Origin of the sequence: Lysinibacillus sp. 38-6, assembly GCF_046245175.1 — a bacterium.
Classification (GTDB): Bacteria; Bacillota; Bacilli; order Bacillales_A; family Planococcaceae; genus Lysinibacillus.
In genome coordinates, this window is record NZ_CP176417.1 from 3,335,001 (window position 1) to 3,355,410 (window position 20,410).

At 43.3% G+C, this 20,410-nt stretch carries 8 protein-coding genes, 5 rRNA genes and 1 other annotated feature (1 of these 14 running past the window's edge); of the genes, 12 read left to right on the forward strand and 1 reads right to left on the reverse strand.

Annotated elements, in window-relative coordinates:
- The 9 genes from ACKVEV_RS17070 to asnB form a co-directional block, all read left to right on the forward strand.
- A 23S ribosomal RNA gene (locus ACKVEV_RS17070) occupies positions 1 to 2,712 on the forward strand (it extends 216 nt beyond the left edge of the window).
- A 101-nt stretch (positions 2,713 to 2,813) separates the two neighbouring features.
- A 5S ribosomal RNA gene (gene rrf, locus ACKVEV_RS17075) occupies positions 2,814 to 2,929 on the forward strand.
- A gap of 1,310 nt (positions 2,930 to 4,239) precedes the next feature.
- Entirely contained in the window at positions 4,240 to 5,133 is an 894-nt protein-coding gene (locus ACKVEV_RS17080; protein ID WP_409367475.1) for a patatin-like phospholipase family protein, read from the forward strand.
- Between the two features lie 303 nt (positions 5,134 to 5,436).
- Positions 5,437 to 6,988, forward strand: a 16S ribosomal RNA gene (locus tag ACKVEV_RS17085).
- 184 nt (positions 6,989 to 7,172) lie between these two features.
- Positions 7,173 to 10,100: ribosomal RNA gene (locus ACKVEV_RS17090) — 23S ribosomal RNA — on the forward strand.
- A gap of 190 nt (positions 10,101 to 10,290) precedes the next feature.
- Positions 10,291 to 10,406, forward strand: a 5S ribosomal RNA gene (gene rrf / locus ACKVEV_RS17095).
- Together the 16S, 23S and 5S rRNA genes form the textbook arrangement of a ribosomal RNA operon.
- 371 nt (positions 10,407 to 10,777) lie before the next feature.
- Entirely contained in the window at positions 10,778 to 12,241 is a 1,464-nt protein-coding gene (gene guaB, locus ACKVEV_RS17100; protein WP_409367476.1) for an IMP dehydrogenase, read from the forward strand.
- A gap of 140 nt (positions 12,242 to 12,381) precedes the next feature.
- Entirely contained in the window at positions 12,382 to 13,713 is a 1,332-nt protein-coding gene (locus tag ACKVEV_RS17105; protein WP_409367477.1) for a D-alanyl-D-alanine carboxypeptidase family protein, read from the forward strand.
- 105 nt (positions 13,714 to 13,818) lie between these two features.
- Entirely contained in the window at positions 13,819 to 15,654 is a 1,836-nt protein-coding gene (gene asnB, locus ACKVEV_RS17110; protein WP_409367478.1) for an asparagine synthase (glutamine-hydrolyzing), read from the forward strand.
- A 24-nt stretch (positions 15,655 to 15,678) separates the two neighbouring features.
- Here asnB and ACKVEV_RS17115 read toward each other — a convergent pair whose 3' ends face one another.
- Positions 15,679 to 17,106 (reverse strand): PLP-dependent aminotransferase family protein, encoded by a 1,428-nt coding sequence (locus ACKVEV_RS17115; RefSeq protein WP_409367479.1) that lies wholly within the window; start codon positions 17,104 to 17,106, stop codon positions 15,679 to 15,681.
- Positions 17,107 to 17,211: 105 nt separating this feature from the next.
- On the opposite strand from ACKVEV_RS17115, the gene pdxS reads away from it, so the two are divergent.
- The 3 genes from pdxS (at position 17,212) to serS (ending at position 20,288) form a co-directional block, all read left to right on the forward strand.
- Complete coding sequence (gene pdxS / locus ACKVEV_RS17120; protein WP_409367480.1) at positions 17,212 to 18,096, forward strand: pyridoxal 5'-phosphate synthase lyase subunit PdxS; 885 nt, start codon at positions 17,212 to 17,214, stop codon at positions 18,094 to 18,096.
- A 1-nt stretch (position 18,097) separates the two neighbouring features.
- Entirely contained in the window at positions 18,098 to 18,661 is a 564-nt protein-coding gene (pdxT, locus tag ACKVEV_RS17125; protein WP_409367481.1) for a pyridoxal 5'-phosphate synthase glutaminase subunit PdxT, read from the forward strand.
- Between the two features lie 49 nt (positions 18,662 to 18,710).
- Positions 18,711 to 18,928 (forward strand) — a binding site (T-box leader).
- Between the two features lie 79 nt (positions 18,929 to 19,007).
- Positions 19,008 to 20,288 (forward strand): serine--tRNA ligase, encoded by a 1,281-nt coding sequence (serS, locus tag ACKVEV_RS17130; protein WP_409367482.1) that lies wholly within the window; start codon positions 19,008 to 19,010, stop codon positions 20,286 to 20,288.
- Positions 20,289 to 20,410: the final 122 nt, after the last annotated feature.

Consider the following 20,410-nt stretch of genomic DNA (forward strand, 5'->3'; position numbering starts at 1 on the left):
GAAGAGAAAGAAAAATCGATTCCCTGAGTAGCGGCGAGCGAAACGGGAAGAGCCCAAACCAAGAGGCTTGCCTCTTGGGGTTGTAGGACACTCTATACGGAGTTACAAAGGAATGAGTTAGATGAAGCGACTTGGAAAGGTCCGCCAGAGCAGGTAAAAGCCCTGTAGTCGAAAGTTTATTCCCTCCAGAGTGGATCCTGAGTACGGCGGAACACGTGAAATTCCGTCGGAATCCGGGAGGACCATCTCCCAAGGCTAAATACTACCTAGTGACCGATAGTGAACCAGTACCGTGAGGGAAAGGTGAAAAGCACCCCGGAAGGGGAGTGAAAGAGATCCTGAAACCGTGTGCCTACAAGTAGTTAGAGCCCGTTAATGGGTGATAGCGTGCCTTTTGTAGAATGAACCGGCGAGTTACGATTACGTGCGAGGTTAAGCTTTAGAAGGCGGAGCCGCAGCGAAAGCGAGTCTGAATAGGGCGAATTAGTACGTGGTCGTAGACCCGAAACCAGGTGATCTACCCATGTCCAGGGTGAAGGTGAGGTAACACTTACTGGAGGCCCGAACCCACGCACGTTGAAAAGTGCGGGGATGAGGTGTGGGTAGCGGAGAAATTCCAATCGAACTTGGAGATAGCTGGTTCTCTCCGAAATAGCTTTAGGGCTAGCCTCGTGATGAGAATACTGGAGGTAGAGCACTGTTTGGACTAGGGGGCCATCCCGGTTTACCGAATTCAGACAAACTCCGAATGCCAGATATTTATACACGGGAGTCAGACTGCGAGTGATAAGATCCGTAGTCAAAAGGGAAACAGCCCAGACCACCAGCTAAGGTCCCAAAGTAATCGTTAAGTGGAAAAGGATGTGGCGTTGCACAGACAACCAGGATGTTGGCTTAGAAGCAGCCATCATTTAAAGAGTGCGTAATAGCTCACTGGTCGAGTGACGCTGCGCCGAAAATGTATCGGGGCTAAACGATTCACCGAAGCTGTGGATTGACATCTACGATGTCAGTGGTAGGAGAGCGTTCTAAGTGCGTTGAAGTCAGACCGGAAGGACTGGTGGAGCGCTTAGAAGTGAGAATGCCGGTATGAGTAGCGAAAGACGGGTGAGAATCCCGTCCACCGTATGACTAAGGTTTCCTGAGGAAGGCTCGTCCGCTCAGGGTTAGTCGGGACCTAAGCCGAGGCCGATAGGCGTAGGCGATGGACAACAGGTTGATATTCCTGTACCACCTCCTCACCGTTTGAGAAATGGGGGGACGCAGTAGGATAGGGTAAGCGCGCCGTTGGTTGTGCGCGTCCAAGCAGTAAGGCGTGTGTGTAGGCAAATCCGCACACTGTAACGTTGAGCTGTGATGGCGAGTCCGTATAGACGAAGTTCCTGATTTCACACTGCCAAGAAAAGCCTCTATCGAGGTGAGAGGTGCCCGTACCGCAAACCGACACAGGTAGTCGAGGAGAGAATCCTAAGGTGTGCGAGAGAACTCTCGTTAAGGAACTCGGCAAAATGACCCCGTAACTTCGGGAGAAGGGGTGCTCTTGAGCGTGCAAGCGCATGAGAGCCGCAGTGAATAGGCCCAGGCGACTGTTTAGCAAAAACACAGGTCTCTGCAAAACCGTAAGGTGACGTATAGGGGCTGACGCCTGCCCGGTGCTGGAAGGTTAAGAGGAGTGGTTAGCGCAAGCGAAGCTGCGAATTGAAGCCCCAGTAAACGGCGGCCGTAACTATAACGGTCCTAAGGTAGCGAAATTCCTTGTCGGGTAAGTTCCGACCCGCACGAAAGGCGTAACGATCTGGGCACTGTCTCAACGAGAGACTCGGTGAAATTATAGTACCTGTGAAGATGCAGGTTACCCGCGACAGGACGGAAAGACCCCGTGGAGCTTTACTGTAGCCTGATATTGAATTTTGGTACAACTTGTACAGGATAGGTAGGAGCCAGAGATCTCGGAGCGCCAGCTTCGAAGGAGGCGTCGGTGGGATACTACCCTGGTTGTATTGAAATTCTAACCCATGCCCCTTAGCGGGGCAGGAGACAGTGTCAGGCGGACAGTTTGACTGGGGCGGTCGCCTCCTAAAAGGTAACGGAGGCGCCCAAAGGTTCCCTCAGAATGGTTGGAAATCATTCGTAGAGTGTAAAGGCACAAGGGAGCTTGACTGCGAGACCTACAAGTCGAGCAGGGTCGAAAGACGGGCTTAGTGATCCGGTGGTTCCGCATGGAAGGGCCATCGCTCAACGGATAAAAGCTACCCCGGGGATAACAGGCTTATCTCCCCCAAGAGTCCACATCGACGGGGAGGTTTGGCACCTCGATGTCGGCTCATCGCATCCTGGGGCTGTAGTCGGTCCCAAGGGTTGGGCTGTTCGCCCATTAAAGCGGTACGCGAGCTGGGTTCAGAACGTCGTGAGACAGTTCGGTCCCTATCCGTCGTGGGCGTAGGAAATTTGAGAGGAGCTGTCCTTAGTACGAGAGGACCGGGATGGACACACCGCTGGTGTACCAGTTGTCTTGCCAAAGGCATCGCTGGGTAGCTATGTGTGGACGGGATAAGTGCTGAAAGCATCTAAGCATGAAGCCCCCCTCAAGATGAGATTTCCCATTACGCAAGTAAGTAAGATCCCTCAAAGACGATGAGGTAGATAGGTTCGAGGTGGAAGTGTGGTGACACATGGAGCTGACGAATACTAATCGATCGAGGACTTAACCAAAAATGTTTGAAACATTCAATGAACCGTTTATCCAGTTTTGAAAGAACAACACTTTCTAAAAAGCGAGCTTTGATACAGAGTGTATTGAAGGTCGAACATAGTCTAGTGATGATGGCAAAGAGGTCACACCCGTTCCCATACCGAACACGGAAGTTAAGCTCTTTAGCGCCGATGGTAGTTGGGGGCTTCCCCCTGTGAGAGTAGGACGTCGCTAGGCACACAAAGCAGTCAGCAATAGCTGGCTGTTTTTTTGTGTTTTATATAAAATTATATGTAAATGCAATGACAGGATACTATAAAAAAGTGAGTTAGAAATTATATTGAGATTAGCCAATTCATATTTAAAATTACTATAAAAATAGATCTTTACTAGCTATTGGAACTGCCCCCTAATAGGTATAGACAATAAAAAAAGCATCTTCAATTGAAATTCTGGTATAAATACTTAAATTTCAATTTGGAGGTGTTGTTCCTATGGGAACAAGAGTGAGGTATCCATCTGAAGTAAAAATAAAAGCGATTGAGAAATGATTAGCAGGTATACCAATAAAACAGATATTAATGGAATGAAATATACGACATAAACAAAGATGGAAATGTGAATGCGTGGTATAGAAATGGCTAAATGAAACGTTTGAAACAAGCTGTAGACAAACTTCTTTAATAAAGGTCCTGAAAAGGAGAATGAACAAACGAAATTAGTATTAGAGAACCATTATTAAAAGTAACAAATTGGGGTGCTAAAAAAGTACGCATAGTTGGAGAGGAAGTTGTTGGAGAAATAACTGTACAGTTAGTTGTATCACTAAGAGGTATGATGTCTGTAAAGGGAATTTTTAAACACTTTGGGATTGCACAATCTACCTACTAGCGTTGGAAGCAGACTTCTACAGATACAAGGTCTCGTCAAGTAATAGAGAGACGTATCGATGAACTCTGTTGTGTAAATAAATTTCGCTATGAATACAGAAAAATTACAGCACTCTTACATCAAGAAATGTGCGTCCATCATAAAGTGGTTCAACGTATTTAATAAAATACGTTTCCGTTTCCCACTTTCACGCAACAATGCCAACCGTATTTTAAAAATAATTCCTTAATATATTATTAAGGGATTGTTTTTTTTACTAACAACGGCAATTAAGCACTTTTTTAGACTTATTAGTTGTATATACATTTATAAGGTTTATTAAACTTGCCAGATTAAGCTTTAATAAATATTGATGATTTAATGAGATCGTATTTTATATGTTGTTTTAATAAAGGACAAGAACAAAGACATTATTTTTTTATATTATTATTGATTTTTACAATTAGATAATATGAAAGAACTTCAGCATAAATTATGTGCAGACCTTATTAATATGTAGTGGTGTTCAACTATTTTGTGTTAAGTGGATGATGTAATCTTATACATGAAAATCGGCTGGTGATGGAGGTAGAATTCGACAAAGTTCATTTTTTAAGTTCTAATCTCTTTACTAGTATCTTATACTGTATCGATTACTTGAAAAAGGAGAGGGAATTTTGTGGATTGATGGCGTTTTTTCTGGTGGAGGCTTAAAAGGATTTGCATTAGTGGGCGCATATCAGGTACTAGAAGCAGAGAACTTTCATTTCAAACGAGTTGCAGGAACAAGTGCTGGCGCTATTTTAGCTGCCTTTATTGCTGCAGGTTATAGTGGAAAAGAAATTGAGTGTATGCTAGAAGAGTTAGATGTACCTTCACTATTAGACCCTCGTAAAACATTTTTACCAATGCCATTTATGAAATGGATTAATGTTTATAATCATTTAGGTTTGTATAAAGGAAAGGCATTAGAAAAATGGTTTTTTCAAAAATTAGCTGATAAAGGGGTATATACTTTTGCCGATCTACCAAAAGGTTCTTTAAAATTGGTAGCTTCGGATTTGTCGAATGGTAGAATTATTGTTTTACCAGATGATTTACACAAATACCAGGTGGATGCCAATAATTTTTCTGTTGCTTGTGCATTACGTATGAGTTGCGGCATTCCTTTTTTCTTTGAACCAGTAACTTTAAAAACTGGAAAGGGGGAATCTGTCATTGTTGATGGAGGTGTATTAAGTAATTTTCCTTTATGGATATTTGATGATAAAGAAGGGAGAAAAAAACGACCAGTGCTCGGACTTAAACTAAGCCGAAGCAGTGAGGAGCAATGTCCACAAGAAATAAAGAATGGATTAAATTTATTTGAAGCGTTATTTGCGACAATGAAAGGGGCACATGATGAAAGATATATTTCTAGAAGGCATGAAAAAGATATTGTCTTTATTCCAGTAGATGATTATAGTGCTACACAATTTGATTTAAATGAAGAGACTAAGGAAACATTACTAGAGATAGGGAGAAACCGGACAATTCAATTTTTAAAAACTTGGCCAAGGTATAGAATATAAAAGCTAAAAAAATTGATAAAAACTATTGACCACTTATAGTATAGATGTTATTATATAAAAGTTGCTGTTACAACATGCAACGAGGAAATAATAAAAACAAAATAAATGTTTGACATTATTTCAGAAACATGTTATTATATAAAAGTTAACTCTTACAAAATAGTTAACGAAATGAACCTTGAAAACTGAACAAGCAAAACGTAATCAATATAGTTTCCGAGCTAACTTACGTTAGTAAACGAAACAAAAATTTTGGACATCAAAATTGATGCCAGCAAAACAATTTGAGCTAATCAAATTTCTTTTATGGAGAGTTTGATCCTGGCTCAGGACGAACGCTGGCGGCGTGCCTAATACATGCAAGTCGAGCGAACAGAGAAGGAGCTTGCTCCTTTGACGTTAGCGGCGGACGGGTGAGTAACACGTGGGCAACCTACCCTATAGTTTGGGATAACTCCGGGAAACCGGGGCTAATACCGAATAATCTGTTTTACTTCATGGTGAAACACTGAAAGACGGTTTCGGCTGTCGCTATAGGATGGGCCCGCGGCGCATTAGCTAGTTGGTGAGGTAACGGCTCACCAAGGCGACGATGCGTAGCCGACCTGAGAGGGTGATCGGCCACACTGGGACTGAGACACGGCCCAGACTCCTACGGGAGGCAGCAGTAGGGAATCTTCCACAATGGGCGAAAGCCTGATGGAGCAACGCCGCGTGAGTGAAGAAGGATTTCGGTTCGTAAAACTCTGTTGTAAGGGAAGAACAAGTACAGTAGTAACTGGCTGTACCTTGACGGTACCTTATTAGAAAGCCACGGCTAACTACGTGCCAGCAGCCGCGGTAATACGTAGGTGGCAAGCGTTGTCCGGAATTATTGGGCGTAAAGCGCGCGCAGGTGGTTTCTTAAGTCTGATGTGAAAGCCCACGGCTCAACCGTGGAGGGTCATTGGAAACTGGGAGACTTGAGTGCAGAAGAGGATAGTGGAATTCCAAGTGTAGCGGTGAAATGCGTAGAGATTTGGAGGAACACCAGTGGCGAAGGCGACTATCTGGTCTGTAACTGACACTGAGGCGCGAAAGCGTGGGGAGCAAACAGGATTAGATACCCTGGTAGTCCACGCCGTAAACGATGAGTGCTAAGTGTTAGGGGGTTTCCGCCCCTTAGTGCTGCAGCTAACGCATTAAGCACTCCGCCTGGGGAGTACGGTCGCAAGACTGAAACTCAAAGGAATTGACGGGGGCCCGCACAAGCGGTGGAGCATGTGGTTTAATTCGAAGCAACGCGAAGAACCTTACCAGGTCTTGACATCCCGTTGACCACTGTAGAGATATGGTTTTCCCTTCGGGGACAACGGTGACAGGTGGTGCATGGTTGTCGTCAGCTCGTGTCGTGAGATGTTGGGTTAAGTCCCGCAACGAGCGCAACCCTTGATCTTAGTTGCCATCATTTAGTTGGGCACTCTAAGGTGACTGCCGGTGACAAACCGGAGGAAGGTGGGGATGACGTCAAATCATCATGCCCCTTATGACCTGGGCTACACACGTGCTACAATGGACGATACAAACGGTTGCCAACTCGCGAGAGGGAGCTAATCCGATAAAGTCGTTCTCAGTTCGGATTGTAGGCTGCAACTCGCCTACATGAAGCCGGAATCGCTAGTAATCGCGGATCAGCATGCCGCGGTGAATACGTTCCCGGGCCTTGTACACACCGCCCGTCACACCACGAGAGTTTGTAACACCCGAAGTCGGTGAGGTAACCTTTTGGAGCCAGCCGCCGAAGGTGGGATAGATGATTGGGGTGAAGTCGTAACAAGGTAGCCGTATCGGAAGGTGCGGCTGGATCACCTCCTTTCTAAGGATTATTTCGGAATACAAACCTTGGGTTTGTAAGATTACGTTTTGCGTTCAGTTTTGAAGGTTCATCATTAAGATGAAACACTTCAAAACTTGTTCTTTGAAAACTGGATAAAACGACATTGAAATTGTAACAAACACATTTATTTTTTTAAAATTAAGTTTTTTAGGCTTAATAACTTGGTTAAGTTATTAAGGGCGCACGGCGAATGCCTTGGCACTAGGAGCCGAAGAAGGACGGCACTAACACCGATATGCTTCGGGGAGCTGTAAGTGAGCTTTGATCCGGAGATTTCCGAATGGGGGAACCCACTACGTTTAATCGCGTAGTATCTTGACGTGAATACATAGCGTCTTGAAGGCAGACCCAGGGAACTGAAACATCTAAGTACCTGGAGGAAGAGAAAGAAAAATCGATTCCCTGAGTAGCGGCGAGCGAAACGGGAAGAGCCCAAACCAAGAGGCTTGCCTCTTGGGGTTGTAGGACACTCTATACGGAGTTACAAAGGAATGAGTTAGATGAAGCGACTTGGAAAGGTCCGCCAGAGCAGGTAAAAGCCCTGTAGTCGAAAGTTTATTCCCTCCAGAGTGGATCCTGAGTACGGCGGAACACGTGAAATTCCGTCGGAATCCGGGAGGACCATCTCCCAAGGCTAAATACTACCTAGTGACCGATAGTGAACCAGTACCGTGAGGGAAAGGTGAAAAGCACCCCGGAAGGGGAGTGAAATAGATCCTGAAACCGTGTGCCTACAAGTAGTTAGAGCCCGTTAATGGGTGATAGCGTGCCTTTTGTAGAATGAACCGGCGAGTTACGATTACGTGCGAGGTTAAGCTTTAGAAGGCGGAGCCGCAGCGAAAGCGAGTCTGAATAGGGCGAATTAGTACGTGGTCGTAGACCCGAAACCAGGTGATCTACCCATGTCCAGGGTGAAGGTGAGGTAACACTTACTGGAGGCCCGAACCCACGCACGTTGAAAAGTGCGGGGATGAGGTGTGGGTAGCGGAGAAATTCCAATCGAACTTGGAGATAGCTGGTTCTCTCCGAAATAGCTTTAGGGCTAGCCTCGTGATGAGAATACTGGAGGTAGAGCACTGTTTGGACTAGGGGGCCATCCCGGTTTACCGAATTCAGACAAACTCCGAATGCCAGATATTTATACACGGGAGTCAGACTGCGAGTGATAAGATCCGTAGTCAAAAGGGAAACAGCCCAGACCACCAGCTAAGGTCCCAAAGTAATCGTTAAGTGGAAAAGGATGTGGCGTTGCACAGACAACCAGGATGTTGGCTTAGAAGCAGCCATCATTTAAAGAGTGCGTAATAGCTCACTGGTCGAGTGACGCTGCGCCGAAAATGTATCGGGGCTAAACGATTCACCGAAGCTGTGGATTGACATCTACGATGTCAGTGGTAGGAGAGCGTTCTAAGTGCGTTGAAGTCAGACCGGAAGGACTGGTGGAGCGCTTAGAAGTGAGAATGCCGGTATGAGTAGCGAAAGACGGGTGAGAATCCCGTCCACCGTATGACTAAGGTTTCCTGAGGAAGGCTCGTCCGCTCAGGGTTAGTCGGGACCTAAGCCGAGGCCGATAGGCGTAGGCGATGGACAACAGGTTGATATTCCTGTACCACCTCCTCACCGTTTGAGAAATGGGGGGACGCAGTAGGATAGGGTAAGCGCGCCGTTGGTTGTGCGCGTCCAAGCAGTAAGGCGTGTGTGTAGGCAAATCCGCACACTGTAACGTTGAGCTGTGATGGCGAGTCCGTATGGACGAAGTTCCTGATTTCACACTGCCAAGAAAAGCCTCTATCGAGGTGAGAGGTGCCCGTACCGCAAACCGACACAGGTAGTCGAGGAGAGAATCCTAAGGTGTGCGAGAGAACTCTCGTTAAGGAACTCGGCAAAATGACCCCGTAACTTCGGGAGAAGGGGTGCTCTTGAGCGTGCAAGCGCATGAGAGCCGCAGTGAATAGGCCCAGGCGACTGTTTAGCAAAAACACAGGTCTCTGCAAAACCGTAAGGTGACGTATAGGGGCTGACGCCTGCCCGGTGCTGGAAGGTTAAGAGGAGTGGTTAGCGCAAGCGAAGCTGCGAATTGAAGCCCCAGTAAACGGCGGCCGTAACTATAACGGTCCTAAGGTAGCGAAATTCCTTGTCGGGTAAGTTCCGACCCGCACGAAAGGCGTAACGATCTGGGCACTGTCTCAACGAGAGACTCGGTGAAATTATAGTACCTGTGAAGATGCAGGTTACCCGCGACAGGACGGAAAGACCCCGTGGAGCTTTACTGTAGCCTGATATTGAATTTTGGTACAACTTGTACAGGATAGGTAGGAGCCAGAGATCTCGGAGCGCCAGCTTCGAAGGAGGCGTCGGTGGGATACTACCCTGGTTGTATTGAAATTCTAACCCATGCCCCTTAGCGGGGCAGGAGACAGTGTCAGGCGGACAGTTTGACTGGGGCGGTCGCCTCCTAAAAGGTAACGGAGGCGCCCAAAGGTTCCCTCAGAATGGTTGGAAATCATTCGTAGAGTGTAAAGGCACAAGGGAGCTTGACTGCGAGACCTACAAGTCGAGCAGGGTCGAAAGACGGGCTTAGTGATCCGGTGGTTCCGCATGGAAGGGCCATCGCTCAACGGATAAAAGCTACCCCGGGGATAACAGGCTTATCTCCCCCAAGAGTCCACATCGACGGGGAGGTTTGGCACCTCGATGTCGGCTCATCGCATCCTGGGGCTGTAGTCGGTCCCAAGGGTTGGGCTGTTCGCCCATTAAAGCGGTACGCGAGCTGGGTTCAGAACGTCGTGAGACAGTTCGGTCCCTATCCGTCGTGGGCGTAGGAAATTTGAGAGGAGCTGTCCTTAGTACGAGAGGACCGGGATGGACACACCGCTGGTGTACCAGTTGTCTTGCCAAAGGCATCGCTGGGTAGCTATGTGTGGACGGGATAAGTGCTGAAAGCATCTAAGCATGAAGCCCCCCTCAAGATGAGATTTCCCATTACGCAAGTAAGTAAGATCCCTCAAAGACGATGAGGTAGATAGGTTCGAGGTGGAAGTGTGGTGACACATGGAGCTGACGAATACTAATCGATCGAGGACTTAACCAAAAATGTTTGAAACATTCAATGAACCGTTTATCCAGTTTTGAAAGAATAACTCTTTCAACACAAAAGGGTTTCAAGATACGAGTAGTTCGCGGAAGCGAGTGAGAGAAGGAAGGAGCGTACCTCTGTACGTGACTGACTGAACGAATGAAGCTGACAAAGAAATACGATGTATATTGAAAGCCGTAAATAGTCTAGTGATGATGGCAAAGAGGTCACACCCGTTCCCATACCGAACACGGAAGTTAAGCTCTTTAGCGCCGATGGTAGTTGGGGGCTTCCCCCTGTGAGAGTAGGACGTCGCTAGGCACGCAAAGCAGTCAGCAATAGCTGGCTGTTTTTTTGTATGTTTTCGCATGTTGGAACAATTATAATAAATTTGTAATCGCTTTATTAGAACTTTTAGTGCATTTTTTGTGTCAAATTGTGCAGAATAAATAAGTACTGTATTTATTCAAATAGTCTTTCTTAGAGTTTAATACTACGGAGAAAAATATTTTAAAAACAAATATTTGTACATTAATGATAGAAATTCGCTCTTAAAAATGGCGAATTACGTATAAATTTTACTAGATTAAAAAAACTGAATTGTCTTTCTTTTATAAGTTTCTTGACAGTAGCATGACTCGTTGTTAATCTTACAATTAATATTCTTTTAACTATAGGAGGAAGTTACGAAAATGTGGGAATCTAAATTTGCCAAAGAAGGTTTAACTTTTGATGATGTATTATTAGTACCAGCTCATTCAGAAGTATTACCGAAAGATGTTGATTTATCAGTTCAACTAACACCAAAGATTAAATTAAATATCCCAATGGTCAGTGCGGGTATGGATACAGTTACAGAATCTAAAATGGCAATTGCTATGGCACGCCAAGGTGGTATCGGTATTATCCATAAAAATATGGGAATCGATGAGCAAGCAGAACAAGTTGAAAAAGTAAAACGTTCTGAAAATGGTGTTATTACAAACCCATTCTTCTTAACTCCAACTCACCAAGTTTTCGATGCTGAACATTTAATGGGGAAATACCGAATTTCAGGTGTACCAATTGTTGATAGTATGGAAAACCAAAAGCTAGTAGGTATTATTACAAACCGCGACTTACGTTTTATTTCTGACTACTCTTTAAAAATTGAAGATGTCATGACAAAAGAAGATTTAATTACAGCTCCTGTTGGAACGACTTTAGAGGATGCCGAAAAGATTCTTCAACAATATAAAATTGAAAAACTTCCTATTGTAGACGAAGATGGTAAATTAACTGGTCTTATTACAATTAAGGATATCGAAAAAGTAATTGAATTCCCGAATGCTGCAAAAGATGTACATGGTCGTTTATTAGTTGGTGCGGCAGTAGGCGTTTCTAAAGATACAATGGTTCGCATTGAGAAGCTGGTTGAGGCGCAAGTGGATATCGTAGTAATTGATACTGCACATGGTCATTCAGAGGGCGTATTGCAAACAATTCGTTCAATCCGTGAAACATACCCTGAACTAGAAATCATTGCTGGTAACGTAGCAACAGGAGATGGTGCGCGTGCATTATTTGAAGCTGGTGCAGATGTAGTGAAAGTTGGTATTGGACCAGGATCTATTTGTACAACTCGTGTTGTTGCAGGTGTAGGAGTACCACAAATTACAGCGATTTATGATTGTGCTACAGTAGCGCGTGAGCTTGGTAAAACAATTATTGCTGATGGTGGTATTAAATACTCTGGAGATATCGTAAAAGCTCTTGCAGCAGGTGGTAACATCGTAATGCTTGGTTCACTTCTTGCAGGTACTTCTGAATCTCCTGGGGAAACTGAAATTTTCCAAGGTCGTCGCTTTAAAGTATATCGTGGTATGGGCTCAATTGGGGCAATGGAAAAAGGTTCAAAAGATCGTTATTTCCAAGAAGATGCGAAAAAATTAGTGCCTGAAGGTATTGAAGGTCGACTTCCTTATAAAGGACCTCTAGCAGATACAGTTTATCAATTAATCGGTGGTATTCGAGCAGGTATGGGTTATTGCGGTGCTCCTAACCTTGAATATTTACGTGACAAAGCTCAATTTGTTCGTATGACAGGTGCAGGTCTTCGTGAATCACATCCTCATGATGTTCAAATTACAAAAGAATCACCAAATTATTCAATGTAATTTCTTTTAAGCAACTTTTATGCTCTCGTATCGTCTACAAAGATGGCACGAGGGCATTTTTTTATGCGATAGATTGCGCACGTACGATACTATCTATGATAAAATGTCGAGGACAAGATTATTTTTGGAGGGCAATAAAGGTGAAAAAAACAATGAACACCGTATTACGTTTGCTCCTAATTCCTGTTCTATTATTTAGTATGTTTGCGGGTATGCCTGCAAAAGCAAATGCTGAAACAGATTTAGGGCTAACAGTAGATGCTGCGATTTTAATTGACGCAGATTCAGGAAAAATTTTATATGAACAAAATGCAGATGCTTCACTGGGTATCGCGAGTATGACGAAGATGATGACAGAGTACCTACTACTGGACGCAATTGATGCAGGTACGGTGAAATGGGATCAGGAGTATCATGTTACGGACTATACGTATCGTATGTCTCAAAATCGTGCATTAAGTAATGTACCGTTACGAAGAGACGGATCATATACCATTCGTGAATTATATGAAGCGATGGCAATCTATTCTGCCAATGCAGCAACAGTGGCGATTGCAGAAACAATTGCTGGTACTGAAACTGAATTTTTAAAGCTCATGAACAAAAAGGCAGAAGAGCTTGGACTGGAAGGCTATAAGTTTGTGAATGCCACAGGTCTTAATAATGCCGATCTATTTGGTATGCAGCCAGCAGGTACTGGACCAGAAGATGAGAATGTGATGCCCGCTAAATCTGTAGCCAAATTAGCGTATCATTTATTAAAAGATCATCCAAAGGTTTTAGAAACATCTAAAATTACAAAAAAGACATTCCGTGAAGGTACAGATGATGCAATTCAAATGTCGAACTGGAACTTTATGTTACCAGGTTTAGTATTCCAATATGAAGGTGTAGATGGCCTTAAAACAGGTACGACAAACTTTGCGGGACATTGCTTTACAGGTACAGCAGAACGCAATGGGACACGTTTAATCGCAGTAGTAATGAAAGCTGTAGATGCAAAAGGACAAGGCTCTTATAAAGCACGTTTTGATGCGACAGCTAAGTTATTTAACTACGGTTTCTCTCAATTTACAAAACATGAAATTATCCCAGCGAACTACAAGTTTAAAGACCAAAAAACAGTTAAAGTGACAAAAGGGAAAGAAGATAGCGTAGCAATCGCTGTAAAAGAACCAATTTCATTTATGGTGAAGTCTTCTGAAAAAGATTTATATCAACCTAAATTAGTATTAGATAAAAAAAGTCTTGAAGCTAAAGTTAAGAAGGGTACAGTAGTGGGGAAAGTCGTTATTGAGCGCACAGAAGGCACAGATTACGGCTTTATTGATGGCAAAGAGTTTGCATCTGATGTTGTGACAACAGCGTCTGTTGAACGCGCAAGTGGCTTTGCTCTATTCTTCCAAGGTATCGGTAACTTCTTCGGCAACTTATGGGGCGGAATTACGGACTTTGTTGGTGGATTATTTTAATAACTAACTAAAAAGAACACGCTGAATGTTTGAAAAAACATGGCGTGTTCTTTTCACGTTTTTCAGGCTACGTGCATACGCTAATAGGCGAAAGGATGTGGCTAAATGTGTGGAATTACCGGGTGGGCTAGTTTTAAAAAAGATTTACGAACAAGCGATACCATCATGAAGACAATGGCGCAAGCATTAAGTAAACGAGGACCTGATGATGAAAATGTTTGGTGTAATGAACATATCGCATTTGGCCATCGACGGTTAGCGGTCATCGACTTAATAGGCGGCAAGCAACCAATGATGAAAAAGCATGATGGCGTAAACTATGTCATTACATACAATGGCGAGCTGTATAATACAGATGAAATACGGAAAGAGCTTCAAGCAAGAGGGCATGTATTTACAACGCACTCTGATACGGAAGTATTATTAACTGCTTATATAGAGTGGAAAGAACAATGTGTTACCTACTTAAATGGTATCTTTGCTTTTGGTGTATGGGATGAACACACCGAATCACTGTTCCTTTGTCGGGATCGTCTTGGTGTAAAGCCACTGTATTATACGGAACAGCAAGAAGGGTTGCTTTTTGCATCAGAGGTCAAAGCATTGTTTGCACATCCTGCCATACAGCCAATTGTTAATACGCAAGGTCTTGCTGCTATTATGGCTGTAGGACCTTCTAAAACGCCTGGCAAGTCGCTATTTGATAATATTCATGAACTACGCCCAGGATACGCAATGCGGTATTCCAGAGAAGGTATGCGCATATGGCAATATTGGCAGCTCCATAGTAAAAAACACGAGGAGTCATTAGACGAGACCATTGACCATGTACGGTATTTACTTACCGATGCTATTGAACGGCAGTTAGTATCAGATGTACCGATTTGTACATTTCTTTCAGGTGGTTTAGATTCTAGCATTATTACAGGTATTGCGGCTAATCACTTTCAACAACAAAAGAAAGGAAACCTGCATACGTATTCTATTGATTATGAGGATAATGAACGTTTCTTTCTACCACATGCTTTTCAAAATTCAACCGATACCTATTGGATACAAAAAATGACTGAGTCGTTTGGTACTACACATCATGCTGAGCAAATTACACAGCAGCAATTAATCGATTTGTTAATCGAAGCCGTTATTGTAAGAGATGCCCCAGGTATGGCCGATGTAGACTCATCATTACTGTGGTTTTGCCGAGAAATTAAACAAGATTTTACGGTAGCTTTATCAGGTGAATGTGCAGATGAAATATTTGGAGGGTATCCTTGGTTTAAAGAAAAATCAACAGGCTTTCCATGGATCCGTTCATTACCTGAACGAACAGCCATGTTACGACAGGAATGGCGCAATAAATTAGCCGTAGAAAACTATGCACAGCATGTTTATGACCAAACGATGAAGGAAGTACCTTATTTAGACGGAGAAAGTTCCGCCGCCGCACAGCATCGTGAAATGCTTTATTTAAATATGGTGTGGTTTATGCAAACCTTGTTAGAACGAAAAGATCGTATGAGCATGGGGGCTAGTTTAGAGGTGCGTGTACCCTTTGCAGACCATCGCCTTGTAGAATATGCATGGAATATTCCTTGGGAAATGAAAAATGTAGACGGAATGGAAAAAGGATTACTGCGAAAAGCCATGTCGCATTTATTGCCACAAGAAGTGCTTTATCGAAAAAAGAATCCCTATCCGAAAACCTACCATCCTGTTTATACAGCGGGAGTTCAAAAATGGTTAACAGAAATCTTAAACGATAAAAATTCCATTCTTCACGAATTATTTGAACGCCAAAAACTAGTAGAGTTAATTGAATCAGGGGGAAGCTCATTTAAAGTCCCTTGGTACGGACAATTAATGGCAGGGCCGCAACTGTTAGCCTATTTAGGACAGATTGACACATGGTTTAAGCATTATCATATTCAACTAAAAGAATAAATGAAAAGCACAACCATCTCATCACTATATTCGTGATGGAGATGGTTTTTTAGCTTGTACGCCCCAGCAATGCATTAACTTCTCAACGGAGGGTTCAATTTCGTGTACAGGAATACCGCCAAAGCCGAGTAAAAATTGAGCTTGAGCAGCCGTATTTTCATCAAGTCGATAAGCTGATAATGGATAGATGCCTATGCCTGCATCATTAGCACGTTGTTGTAATTGTTTCTCGGATAATGCATGTTGAACATCCAGCAAGATGTGCATACCGGCTTGCTCTCCTGTAATTTTTATTTGTGTAGAATAATTTTCTAATATCGTTGTTAGTTTCTCATGTTTTTTTCGATATACTTTTCTCATACGATTTAAATGTTTTGAAAAGTGACCGTCTCGCATAAAATTGGCTACAATGTGCTGATCGAATCTCGGTACTGTCGATGAATAATAATTAAAGACATCATTGTAAGTAGCAAGAAGCTTAGGCGGTAGTACAAAATAGGCAACACGCAAGGACGGCATCAATGATTTGGTAAAGGTACTCATATAGATGACTTTGTCATTGCGATCTAAAGCTTGGAGCGCCGGAATTGGTTTTCCAGTATAACGAAATTCAGAATCGTAATCGTCCTCAATAATATATCTTGAAGGGCTTTGAGCGGCCCAATTTAATGCTTGTGCACGTCTTGTAGCAGATAATACAGCGCCGGTAGGGAATTGGTGTGATGGTGTTATATAAACAACGTCAGCAGCTGTCTTTTCAAGCTCTTGAATAAGTATCCCTTCATCATCTACTGAAATGGGATAAACTTTGCGTTTATGTTGCAAAAACATCCGGTGCACGGTCGGATAACCAGGATTTTCGAGCGCAAAGCAAGTATCTTCGCTGAAGAGGCGCAATATCATCGGCAGTAGTTGTTCTGTACCTGATCCGATTACAATTTGCTCTGGACTACATATAACGCCTCGTGATTGATATAAATAATGTGCAATCTCTGTACGTAGCGCTAACTCACCTTGGGGTTCACCTGTAAGTAATAATTCCTTAGACGCATCATCAAAAAGCTCCTTTGCGTATTTTCGCCACGTTTGAAATGGGAACGCATCAATATCAATGGAACCAGGGTTAAAATCAATGGCATATGCTTTTTTGCGAGGCTGTTCAGTTAGGATTGTGGCACTGTCTTGCTGAATATAAGGTAGTTCGTCGATATCCTCCACAAAATAACCGACCCGAGATTTTGACATAATATATCCTTCTGCCAGTAACTGAGCATAAGCAATTTCAATTGTCGTTTGCGAAATATTTAAAAAATCCGCCAATTTCCTCTTGGAAGGTAATTTTTCTCCCACTGTAATTTTCTTTGTACTAATTGCTTCTTTTATGCCGCTATAAAGCTGATCATACAGCGGTTTTCCACCATCTTTTTCGAGCTGAAATAAAAGCATATCCATGAGTGATTTTTCTCCTGACCTTATAATTTTTTTGTAAACTGAATATTTCGATATGGTCAATTTCTATTATACTAAATTTCATCATAAAGGTGGAGGTAGAAAAAAATGAAGCAAACAGGAACAGAATTAGTAAAGCGTGGGATGGCAGAAATGCAAAAGGGTGGCGTTATTATGGATGTCATTAATGCTGAACAGGCAAAAATTGCTGAAGCAGCAGGAGCAGTAGCTGTTATGGCATTGGAGCGTGTACCATCTGATATTAGGAAAGCGGGAGGCGTTGCCCGTATGGCAGATCCTCGTATTGTCGAGGAGGTAATGGCAGCGGTCACGATTCCAGTAATGGCGAAGGCTCGTATTGGCCATATTGTAGAAGCACGAGTGCTAGAAGCGATGGGCGTTGATTATATTGATGAAAGTGAAGTGTTAACACCGGCAGATGAGGAATTTCATTTGTTAAAGAGTGATTATACAGTGCCGTTTGTATGTGGTTGTCGTGATTTGGGGGAAGCGGCTCGTCGCATCGGTGAAGGGGCATCTATGCTACGGACGAAAGGTGAGCCAGGTACAGGGAATATTGTAGAGGCTGTACGCCATATTCGTAAGGTTAATGCACAAGTGCGAAAAGTTGTCGGTATGACGGAAGATGAGTTAATGACAGAAGCGAAATTGCTCGGTGCGCCATTTGAATTGTTACGAGACATTAAAAAGCTTGGTCGACTACCAGTTGTCAACTTTGCCGCAGGCGGTGTTGCGACACCAGCAGATGCTGCATTAATGATGGAGCTAGGTGCTGACGGCGTATTTGTTGGTTCCGGTATTTTTAAATCAGAAAATCCGGAGAAGTTTGCACGTGCTATCGTGGAAGCGACAACACATTATAAGGACTATCAATTGATTGCAGAAATTTCAAAGGAGCTAGGTGTGCCGATGAAAGGTATTGATATTGCGCAACTTAGCCAAAGCGAACGGATGCAAGAACGAGGTTGGTAAGATGAAAAAAATCGGTGTATTAGCATTGCAGGGTGCAGTTAGAGAGCATGTGAACATGTTAGAGGCACTTGGCTGTCAAACGGTTTTAGTCAAGTATAAGGAGCATTTAGAAGGGCTTGACGGACTCGTATTGCCTGGAGGGGAAAGTACGACGATGCGCAAGTTATTAAATCGTTATGAACTGCTGGAACCACTACGGACACTTGCCCAGCAAGGACTACCGATGTTCGGCACTTGCGCCGGTCTGATTTTACTGGCAAAAGAAGTGGTCGACCACGATCCACATATAGCCGTCATGGATGTTGTCGTTGCTCGAAATTCCTATGGACGCCAAGTCGATAGCTTTGAAGTGGATTTAAATATTGCGGCAATTGGTGATGCGATACCAGCTGTTTTTATACGCGCACCACATATTGTGTCAGTTGGTGAAGGTGTGGAAGTGCTAGCAGAGCATGATGGAAAAATTGTGCTAGCGCGTGATGGCCATTTACTTGGCTGTTCATTTCATCCGGAATTAACGACAGATTTACGCATTGTCGAATATTTTGTGACGACTATGGTGTGACTTGCAAAATGTCGTTTCATATAGTACAGTATGGATAAAATTTAAATAATTGAACACGATGATGGGAAGTAGTAGCAAGCACGTTTTTTTTAGAGAGTCAGCGGTTGGTGGAAGCTGATAAAAGCACTTGTGAATCCGTCCTGGAGTTGCGCAGTCGAAGTGAATGAAGTAGGCTGTCGCCGGCTGAAATGCCGTTATGAGATAAGTGGACTAGAACAATAGGTCTGGTCAATTAGGGTGGCAACGCGGGTAGCTCTCGTCCCTTTCATGGGATGAGGGCTTTTTTGTGTTCCATCACATAAAAACTTTCCATCATTATGCATTCTACTACTGGAGGTATGGACTTATGTTAGATATTAAACGCGTCCGTGACAACTTCGCGGAAATTAAAGAAATGCTATTAACGCGTAACGAAGATTTAGGAAACTTAGACGATTTTGAAGCGTTAGATACAAAACGTCGCGAATTAATTGCCAAAGCAGAAGAGCTAAAAGCAGAACGAAATAAAGTGTCTGAGCAAATTTCTGTGATGAAACGTAATAAAGAAAATGCGGATGAAGTAATCGCTCGTATGCGTCAAGTTGGCGATGAAATTAAAGAGCTAGATACACAGCTAAATGAAGTAGAAGACCGCTTTAAAGATATGATGATGCGCTTACCAAACGTACCGCATGAATCAGTGCCAGTAGGTACTACGGAAGATGACAATGTGGTGGAATATACGTGGGGCGAAGTGCCAGCCTTTGATTTCGATATTAAAGCCCACTGGGATATCGCAACAGATTTACAAATTGTCGATTTTGAACGCGGTGCAAAAGTAACGGGTAGCCGTTTCTTATTCTATCGTGGCTTAGGTGCGCGTCTAGAACGTGCATTAATGAGCTTTATGATGGATTTACATGCAGAAGAGCATGGCTATGAAGAAATGTTACCACCTGTTATTGTCAATCGAGACAGCTTAACTGGTACAGGTCAGCTACCTAAGTTTGAGGAAGATGTATTTAAAGTAGATGATACAGACTACTTTATGATTCCAACAGCAGAAGTACCGGTAACAAACTTCTACCGTGATGAAATTTTGCCAATGGAAGCTTTACCACAAGGCTTTGCAGCATATAGCGCTTGCTTCCGTTCAGAAGCGGGTTCTGCAGGTCGCGATACACGTGGCTTAATTCGTCAGCACCAATTCAATAAAGTAGAATTAGTTCGATTTGTGAAGCCGGAAGAATCTTACGAACAGCTAGAATTATTAACAGGTCACGCTGAAAAAGTATTACAATTATTAGGCTTACCTTACCGTAAATTAAAAATGTGTACGGCAGATTTAGGTTTCACTGCTGCGAAAAAATATGATTTAGAAGTTTGGATTCCGGCACAAAATATGTACCGTGAAATTTCTTCTTGCTCAAACTTTGAGGATTTCCAAGCGCGTCGTGCGAATATTCGTTTCCGTCGTGAGCCAAATGCAAAACCAGAATACGTTCACACATTAAATGGTTCAGGTCTTGCCATTGGTCGAACAGTAGCTGCTATCCTTGAAAACTATCAGCAAGCTGACGGAAGTGTAGTCATTCCAGAAGTATTAGTGCCGTATATGGGCGGAAAAACAGTTATTGCACCAAAATAATTAGTCTGCTCAACAGCCTAAAAGTGTAGGAATAGTATAATACGGTATTTCAAGCTATTTTAGATTACCCGATGAAGGGTTTTCTAAAATAGCTTTTTTTTGCTTTTTAGCGTCAAAAACGC